The 8,150-nt window shown below is 64.4% G+C and carries 10 protein-coding genes; 4 read left to right on the top strand and 6 right to left on the bottom strand.

Translation table 11 applies throughout. From position 1 onward, the window contains the following. The 3 genes from QO207_RS19665 to QO207_RS19655 all read right to left on the bottom strand — a co-directional run. Nucleotides 1-371: aldehyde dehydrogenase family protein (locus QO207_RS19665; protein WP_301533992.1), on the bottom strand; the 371-nt coding region annotated here is incomplete at its 3' end. Between the two features lie 215 nt (nucleotides 372-586). Further along, on the bottom strand, nucleotides 587-1,063 hold the full coding sequence (locus QO207_RS19660; RefSeq protein WP_301533991.1) for a WbuC family cupin fold metalloprotein: 477 nt from the start codon (nucleotides 1,061-1,063) through the stop codon (nucleotides 587-589). A gap of 2 nt (nucleotides 1,064-1,065) precedes the next feature. Further along, complete coding sequence (locus QO207_RS19655) at nucleotides 1,066-1,623, bottom strand: hypoxanthine-guanine phosphoribosyltransferase (RefSeq protein ID WP_017519718.1); 558 nt, start codon at nucleotides 1,621-1,623, stop codon at nucleotides 1,066-1,068. Between the two features lie 155 nt (nucleotides 1,624-1,778). Between QO207_RS19655 and upp the strand changes: the two genes are divergently transcribed. The 3 genes from upp to QO207_RS19640 all read left to right on the top strand — a co-directional run bounded on the left by upp (nucleotide 1,779) and on the right by QO207_RS19640 (nucleotide 4,893). Continuing rightward, nucleotides 1,779-2,417: a uracil phosphoribosyltransferase gene (gene upp / locus QO207_RS19650; protein ID WP_301533990.1), complete on the top strand. Its 639-nt coding sequence runs from the start codon at nucleotides 1,779-1,781 to the stop codon at nucleotides 2,415-2,417. A gap of 3 nt (nucleotides 2,418-2,420) precedes the next feature. Then, nucleotides 2,421-3,734, top strand: a complete 1,314-nt coding sequence (locus QO207_RS19645) for a uracil-xanthine permease family protein (protein ID WP_301533989.1) — start codon at nucleotides 2,421-2,423, stop codon at nucleotides 3,732-3,734. 160 nt (nucleotides 3,735-3,894) lie between these two features. Continuing rightward, nucleotides 3,895-4,893 carry a lysylphosphatidylglycerol synthase transmembrane domain-containing protein gene (locus QO207_RS19640; protein ID WP_301533988.1) on the top strand — a complete coding sequence of 333 codons (999 nt, stop codon included), beginning with the start codon at nucleotides 3,895-3,897 and terminating at the stop codon, nucleotides 4,891-4,893. A gap of 3 nt (nucleotides 4,894-4,896) precedes the next feature. Here QO207_RS19640 and QO207_RS19635 read toward each other — a convergent pair whose 3' ends face one another. Beyond that, the gene (locus QO207_RS19635) at nucleotides 4,897-5,079 is read right to left on the bottom strand and encodes a hypothetical protein (protein WP_301533987.1); all 183 of its coding nucleotides are present in this window, start codon (nucleotides 5,077-5,079) and stop codon (nucleotides 4,897-4,899) included. A gap of 87 nt (nucleotides 5,080-5,166) precedes the next feature. Then, nucleotides 5,167-6,018: a formyltetrahydrofolate deformylase gene (gene purU / locus QO207_RS19630; protein ID WP_301533986.1), complete on the bottom strand. Its 852-nt coding sequence runs from the start codon at nucleotides 6,016-6,018 to the stop codon at nucleotides 5,167-5,169. 259 nt (nucleotides 6,019-6,277) lie between these two features. Between purU and mvaT the strand changes: the two genes are divergently transcribed. Beyond that, nucleotides 6,278-6,652, top strand: coding sequence for a histone-like nucleoid-structuring protein MvaT (gene mvaT, locus QO207_RS19625; protein WP_301533985.1), 375 nt, complete (start codon nucleotides 6,278-6,280; stop codon nucleotides 6,650-6,652). 69 nt (nucleotides 6,653-6,721) lie between these two features. On the opposite strand, the gene sbcB is transcribed toward mvaT, so the two are convergent. Then, entirely contained in the window at nucleotides 6,722-8,149 is a 1,428-nt protein-coding gene (gene sbcB / locus QO207_RS19620) for an exodeoxyribonuclease I (RefSeq protein ID WP_301533984.1), read from the bottom strand. Between the last annotated feature and the right edge of the window lies 1 nt (nucleotide 8,150).

Below are 8,150 nucleotides of genomic sequence, written 5' to 3'. Positions count from 1 at the left end.
GCGTTCTGCCGGGCGTCCAGCTGTTCGGCCAGTTCGGCGTAGTAGGCGAAGGTGGCGATGGCGTCGCCGATATCGATTTCCGCTTCCAGGCGCGGCTTGCCGCTGGCCTGCATCTGCAAGGTGATCAGCGCTTCGCTGCGCTCTTGCAGCTGCTCGGCGAAGGCACGCAAGTAACCGGCGCGCTGGGCGGCGCTGGTCAGCTTCCAGTCGGCGAAGGCGCGCTTGGCCGCAGCGACGGCGCGCTCCACGTCGGCTACGCCAGCGCAGGCGACTTCCGGCAGCGCTTCACGGGTGGCAGGAGCGGTCGGGCGCAGGACCGCGCCGCTGTCGGCGGGCTGCCATTGGCCATCGATATAAAGGAGACGGGACATGCGAACCTCGGACGGTTGTCTGGTGAGGCTCGCAGGATAGGCAAGGCATGCATCGGCAAAAATGCGCGCTTACCCATGCATACATCGATATAACTCGATGCATGACCGATCGTAGGAGCGGACTCCGTCCGCGATCGATTCACCGCCACTCCGTCGAGCCAGGGAGTTGGGCGAACCCATCGCGGATAAAGTCCGCTCCTACGCGCGTGCAGGATTCAGAGTGGGAATTGCGAGCGCATCCAGGCCAGGTACTCGGCAGCGCCAGGCTCGCCTTCGCGCGGCGCCCACTGGCCGCGCTCGTCCTCGCCCAGCGGGACGAAAGGGCCGGCCTTGGCTTCGAACATGATGCTGTCCGGCTCCAGCGCCACCATGGCGTGGAAGGTGCCCGGCGGTAGGTCTGCGCCAACGCATTCGCCGCCCGCGCGCAGCACGCGGGTGGTCAGCAGTTCGCCGCTGTCGGAGAAGATCAGCAGGCCCAGCGCGCCCTTCACCACCAGCAGGCTCTCGGCCTTGTCCGGGTGGCGATGGCAATGCGGCGGGATGTAGCTGTCGGTCTGCAGCGCATTGAGCAGGCGATGGCAGGGCTCGCTCTGCTCATGGAAGTTGTGGTTCTGCCGGCGCCGGGGGCTGGCGGCGGCGCGCGCCGCGACCTCGTCGAACAGCGCACTGTCGAGAAAACGCGGCGCGCTCATCTTCAAAGACCTTTTACGGCGAAGATACCGGCGGCGTTGCGCCAGTAGCCCTTGTAGTCCATGCCGTAGCCGAAGATGTAGCGGTCGATGCAGGACAGGCCCACGTAGTCGGCCTTCAGGTCCGGGCGGGCCTTGCGGTCGTGGTCCTTGTCGATCAGCACGGCGGTGTGCACGCGCTTGGCGCCGGCGTGCTTGCAGAAGTCCATGATCGCCGAGAGGGTGTGCCCTTCGTCGAGGATGTCGTCGATGATCAGCACTTCACGGTCGATGAAGGAGATTTCCGGCTTGGCCTTCCAGAACAGCTCGCCACCGGTGGTCTCGTTGCGGTAACGGGTCGCATGCAGGTAGGAGGCTTCCAGCGGGAAATTCAGCAGCGGAAGCAGCTTGCCGGAGAAGATCAGGCCGCCGTTCATCACACAGAACACCACCGGGTTGGTATCGGCCAGGGAGCCGTTGATGGCCTCGGCCACACGGGCGATGGCGGCCTCTACCTCGGCGTTGGTGTACAGGCAGTCGGCTTCGGCCATGACTTGGCGGATGTGCGCGAGATCGACGGACATGGGGGTTCTCCCGTGAAAAAGTGCGCAAAGGTACCTATCGGCGTGCCCCGGAGCAAGGGTCAGCGGACGAATGTCGCCGACAATCGTGGCCCAAGGTAGCTAGGATGCATTACGCTACCGCAATTTTTTTGCCAGCCCGTCCGGAGAACCCGTCCATGCCCGTCCTCGAGATCCGCCATCCCCTGATCCGCCACAAGATCGGACTGATGCGCCGTCACGATATCAGTACCAAGAATTTCCGCGAGCTGGCCCAGGAAGTGGGCGCCCTGCTGACCTACGAGGCGACCAAGGACCTGCCGCTGGAAAACTACGAGATCGAAGGCTGGGCCGGCCCCGTGGTGGTCGAGAAGATCGCCGGCAAGAAGATCACCGTGGTACCGATCCTGCGCGCCGGTATCGGCATGCTCGATGGCGTGCTCAGCCTGATTCCGGGCGCCAAGGTCAGCGCCGTGGGCGTGGCGCGCAACGAGGAAACCCTCGAAGCGCACACCTACCTGGAAAAGCTCGCGCCGGACATCGCCGAGCGCCGTTCGCTGATCATCGACCCGATGCTGGCCACCGGCGGCTCCATGGTTGCCACCATCAACCTGCTGAAGAAAGCCGGCAGCAAGGACATCCGCGCCATGGTGCTGGTGGCAGCGCCCGAAGGCATCAAGGCGGTCAACGATGCGCATCCGGACGTGCTCATCTATACCGCCTCCATCGACCAGTGTCTGAACGAGAACGGCTACATCATTCCGGGCCTGGGCGATGCCGGTGACAAGATCTTCGGCACCAAGCAGAAGGAAACCTGATAGATGGCCGATGAATTCAACGAACCGCTGTGGCGCCAGATCATCTCTGGCGCGCAGATGCTCTTCGTGGCCTTCGGCGCGCTGGTGCTGATGCCGCTGATCACCGGTCTGGACCCGAACGTCGCGCTGTTCACTGCCGGCTTCGGCACCCTGATGTTCCAGATCGTCACCGGCCGCCAGGTACCGGTATTCCTGGCGTCGAGCTTCGCCTTCATCACCCCGATCATCCTCGCCAAGGGCCAGTTCGGCCTGGCGGCGACCATGGGCGGCGTGGTGGCGGCGGGCTTCGTCTACACCTTCCTCGGCCTCGCGGTGAAGGTAAAGGGCACCGGCTTCATCGACCGCCTGCTGCCGCCGGTGGTTATCGGACCGGTGATCATCTCCATCGGCCTGGCCATGGCGCCGATCGCCGCCAACATGGCGATGGGCAAGGCCGGTGACGGTACCGAGCTGATCGCCTACAAGACCGCCATGTTCATCTCCATGCCGGCGCTGCTGACCACCCTGATCGTCGCGGTGTTCGGCAAGGGCATGCTGCGCCTGGTGCCGATCATCGCCGGCGTGCTGGTGGGCTACGGCCTGGCCTTCGCCTTCGGCGTGGTCGATGTGGCGAAGATTGTCGCTGCGCCCTGGCTGGAGCTGCCGAAGTTCACCGCGCCGGAGTTCAACTGGCAGGCCATCCTGTTCATCGTCCCGGTGGCGCTGGCCCCGGCCATCGAGCACATCGGCGGCGTCATCGCCGTGGGCAGCGTGACCGGCAAGAACTACCTGAAGACTCCGGGCCTGCACCGCACCCTGCTCGGCGACGGTATCGCCACCTCCGCTGCCGGCCTGTTCGGCGGCCCGCCGAACACCACCTACGCGGAAGTGACCGGCGCGGTGATGCTGACCAAGAACTACAACCCGAAGATCATGACCTGGGCGGCGATATTCGCCATCAGCCTGGCCTTCGTCGGCAAGTTCGGCGCCATCCTGCAGAGCATCCCGGTACCGGTCATGGGCGGCATCCTCTGCCTGCTGTTCGGCACCATCGCCTCGGTGGGCATGAACACCCTGATCCGCCACAAGGTCGACCTGTCCCAGGCACGCAACCTGTGCATCGTCTCGGTCACCCTGGTGTTCGGCATTGGCGGCGTGCTGATCGGCACTGGCACCGGTCCGGACGACTTCGGCCTGAAGGGCATCGCCCTGTGCGCCATCGTCGCGATCCTGCTGAACCTGATCCTGCCCGGCGAGGAAGGTTGGGAGAACAAGGCGCTGGAGCAGGTCTCCGAAGCGCCCTCCGCCGTATCCCCACCTGAGAAATCCGCCGAGTGAAACCTGGGCGCCGCCCTGCGGCGGCGCCCAGCCCACTCAAAGTCGGGCGAACGCAGCATGCCGAACAGGGTCCATTCAGCATGACAGTTCGTGCCCGACAGGAGGCTCCCGCTATCCGCTTCGCCTCGATGACTCCGCAATCCCCCGCACAGGTGCGTCAGTGAGCCGTGCCGCGTGGCTGTTGCTCGGCCTGATCGGCGCCTCGCTGGTCCCCCTCGCCCTCGGTGGCAGGGAGATGCTCGAGCACGTCCTCGCCTTCCCCCTCGACAAGCTGCTGATCATGTTCGGCATGATCTGCCTGTGCTGGCTGATCAATGCGCAGAAGCTGCGGGTGCTGCTCAACGGCCGCGCCGGGGAGATCGGCAAGGTGCGCTCGGTGGGCATCATCATGGCCTCGGAATTCGCCTTCTACGCCACCCCCGGCGGCACCGGCGGCCCGCTGACCCTGATGGCCCTGCTCGCCCGCCACGGCATGCGCCCGGCGCACAGCAGCGCGATCTTCGCCGTGGACCAGCTGAGCGACCTGCTGTTCTTCCTCTGCGCGCTGGCGGTGGTGCTGGTGTGGGCGCTGTCCCACAGCGTCAGCCCGAACCTGGAAACCTCGCTGATCACCAGCGGCGTGCTGCTGGGCGGCATCTTCTTCGGCGTCGTGCTGCTGGCGCGCTTCCAGCGCCGGGTGATCAAGGCTAACGGCCGGCTGTTCACGCGCCTGGGCATGAAGCCGCGCACACGCCTGCACTGGGCACGCAAATGCCTGCACTTCCGCGACACCCTGGTGAGCTGCCTGCGCCAGCCCAAGCGCCGGCTGCTGCTGATCTTCTCCTTCACCTGCTGCCACTGGATCCTGCGCTTCTCGGTGCTCTACATCACCCTGCAAGCGCTGGGCGTTGACCTGCACTGGGCCTGGGCCTTCCTGATCCAGCTGCTGTCGCTGGCGGCCGGCCTGGCCACGCTGCTGCCCGGCGGCGCTGGCGGCACCGAACTGACCAGCGCCGCGCTGCTCGCCCCGCTGGTGGGCAAGTCGACGGCGGCCGCGGCCATCCTGATCTGGCGCGTGGTGACCTACTACTTCTATCTGGTGATGGGCGCGCCGGTGTTCGCCGTGATGGCGGGCCGGCCGCTGCTGCGCAAGCTGATGGGGCTGCGCGAAAGCGCCTGAGGCTCAGTCGCTGGCGGGCTTTTCTTCGTCGGGTGACGCGGGCTTGAGGGAATCCCAGAGTTCGGCGGCGCCGGGAAACTCGGTGCCATCCTCTTCGCTCAGGGCTTCGGGGTCATAACGGCTGGTGCAGCCTTCGCCCAGGGTGGGCGGCGGGGTGGCGGTGCCAGGGTTCTTCGGGTCACTCATGCTGGCCATCTCCGGTGAGCGCAGCGCCCGCCGTCGGGTGACGGCGGGAGCATGCGGAGTACCCAGTCTGGAACGAGGCCGGGTGGATCAGTCGAATACCACGGTCTTGTTGTCGTGCACCAGCACGCGGTCTTCCAGGTGGTAGCGCAGGCCGCGGGCCAGCACCAGCTTCTCCACGTCCTTGCCTAGGCGCACCAGGTCCTCGATGTTGTCGCGGTGGCTGATACGTACTACGTCCTGCTCGATGATCGGGCCGGCGTCCAGTTCCTCGGTGACGTAGTGGCAGGTCGCGCCGATCAGCTTCACGCCGCGCAGCGAGGCCTGGTGGTACGGCTTGGCACCGATGAACGACGGCAGGAAGCTGTGGTGGATGTTGATCACCTGGTGGCGATACTTCTGGCACAGGTCCGGCGGCAGGATCTGCATGTAGCGCGCCAGCACCACGTTGTCGGCCTGGTGTTCGTCGATCAGACGCGACACCTGTTCGAAGGCCGGCTGCTTGTTCTTCGGGTCCACCGGGACGTGGAAGTACGGAATACCGTGCCACTCCACCATGCTGCGCAGGTCATCGTGGTTGGCGATCACGCAGGGAATCTCGCAATCCAGCTCGCCGCTGTGCCAGCGGTGCAGCAGGTCGGCCAGGCAATGCGATTCGCGGCTGGCCATCAGCACGACGCGCTTCTTCACCGAGGAATCGGTGATCCGCCACTCCATGGAGAACTCACGGGCGATGGGCGCGAAGGCCTGACGGAAACCGTCGATATCGAACGGCAGGGAATCGGCACGAATCTCATGCCGCATGAAGAACCAGCCGTTATCGTTGTCGGAATGGTGACTGGCCTCGGTGATCCAGCCGTTGTAAGTGGCCAGGAAATTACTCACCTTGGCGACGATGCCGACCCCGTCGGGGCAGGCGATCACCAGTCGGAAAGTGCGCATGGGTGTACTCCAGATACTTCGCGAAGGCCGCCATTCTAGCGGCTGCCGGGGAAAAGTTCAGCCATGGACGCAGCGCGCCGACGAGAGCCCGCCGGGGTTCTTCGCAAGTACATCCATTTAATACCGACGAATGAACTACTTAAATACTTTGGCAATTACTCACAAAACTTTTCCCAAGCATTTACTTGAACAACTTCGCTGACTATTATGTGTGCTACAAACTTTCCGCCACCGCTGGACCCAGAACAAGGTACCCAACATGTCGCTGATCAACGAGTACCGCGCTACCGAAGAAGCCATCAAGGAACTTCAGGAGCGCCTGAAATCCCTGGAGCAGGACGACAAGCTGAAGAAAGAGCTTGAGTTCGAAGAGAAACTTCGCGCGCTGATGGGCAGCTACGGCAAATCCCTGCGCGATGTCATCGCCCTGCTCGATCCGGACGCGAAGCTGAGCAAATCGCCGCGTACCGCAAAGGCCACCGTGAGCAAGCGCGCACGCAAGGTCAAGCAATACAAGAACCCGCACAATGGCGAAGTCATCGAAACCAAGGGCGGCAACCACAAGACCCTCAAGGAATGGAAAGCCAAGTGGGGCGCCGAGGCCGTAGAAGGCTGGGCCACACTGCTGGGCTGAGCCTTGCGGAGATGAAAAACGCCAGCCTAGCGCTGGCGTTTTTTATTACCTGCAGAAAACTGCGCGGCGCTACAGGCTATAGCGCGCACGCAGCACCTGCGCATACTTCTCCCACTCTTGCAGCACCAGGCGGCCGGCCGGCGTGGCATTGACCAGTTGCTCGCTCATTGCCGCGGCAAAGTTATCCAGAGTATTCGGCGCGCCGCATTCGGCCTGACTCAGGCGGGCCCGGCAGAAGTCCTGCCATTGTTGCTGTTCCGTGGCACTCAAAGTTTCCGGGAAATTCCGTGCGCGATAACGGAAGAGAAGTTCCGGCAATCGCGGATCATCGAAGGGCCATTGCTCTTTCGCCAACCGTGCCGGATCAGCCTGGCGTACCTGTTCACACAATCGACGATCACGGTCACCGATAAACCCGTCATACAACTGCTGCTCGGGATCTTCGCTGCCGGCGAAACTTTCCTCGGTATACAAGGGCGCCAGTTTGTCCTGCCAGATAGCCTTAGCCTGGTTCAAAGTCTCGGCGGACTTCAGGCAGGCATCCAGGTCCAGGCCGACGCGCTGGCGATCCTGCGGGCGCAGCACTGAAAGCGGCGCCACCACCGGGCACTTGTTGATGTGCAGCAACTTGAGCGGCACCGGCAATTCGCCCTCGGCCAGTTCGTCACGACGCGTGTAGAGGCGTTTGCGCAGGGTCTCGGCGTCCAGTTCCAGCAGCGGCGACACATCGGCCGCCAGGTCGCAGACGATCAGCGCGTTGCGGTTGCGCGGGTGCCAGCCCAGCGGCAGCACCACGGAAATGTAGTGCCGCGCCGCGGAGAACATGCCGGAGATGTGCACCATGGGTTGCAGCAGGCGGACCTGGTCGAGCACGCCCTGCTTGCTGCGCAGGCGGTAGAGATAGTCGTAGAGCTTGGGCTGACGCTCGCGCACCAGCCGCGCCAGGGCGATGGTGGCGCGCACGTCGGACAGCGCATCGTGGGCCTGACCGTGGTCGATGCCGTTGGCCGCGGTGAGACGCTCCAGCTTGAGGCTGACGACGCCGTCCTGCTCCGGCCAGACAATGCCCTCGGGGCGCAACGCGTAGGCGGTGCGCACCATGTCGATCAGGTCCCAGCGGCTGTTGCCGCCCTGCCATTCGCGGGCATAGGGATCGAAGAAGTTGCGGTACAGGCTGTAGCGCGTGACTTCATCGTCGAAGCGCAGGGTGTTGTAGCCCGCTCCACAAGTGCCCGGCTGCGCCATCTCGGCGTGCAGGCGGGTCATGAACTCCGCCTCGCCCAGCCCCTGCTCCAGGTGCTGCGGCGTAATGCCGGTGACCAGGCAGGCCGCCGGGTGCGGCAGGATGTCGTCGCTGGGACGGCAATAGAGGTTCAGCGGCTCGCCGATCTCGTTGAGCTGCTCGTCGGTGCGGATGCCCGCAACCTGCAACGGCCGGTCGCGGCGGGGGTCGATACCGGTGGTTTCGAAGTCGTACCAGAAGATGCTGGCGTTCATG

The sequence above is a fragment of the Pseudomonas sp. CAN1 genome, assembly GCF_030462585.1.
Taxonomy (GTDB): Bacteria; Pseudomonadota; Gammaproteobacteria; order Pseudomonadales; family Pseudomonadaceae; genus Pseudomonas.
The sequence above is the reverse complement of the archived record's forward strand: the minus strand, read 5'-3'. Positions and strand labels throughout refer to the sequence as shown.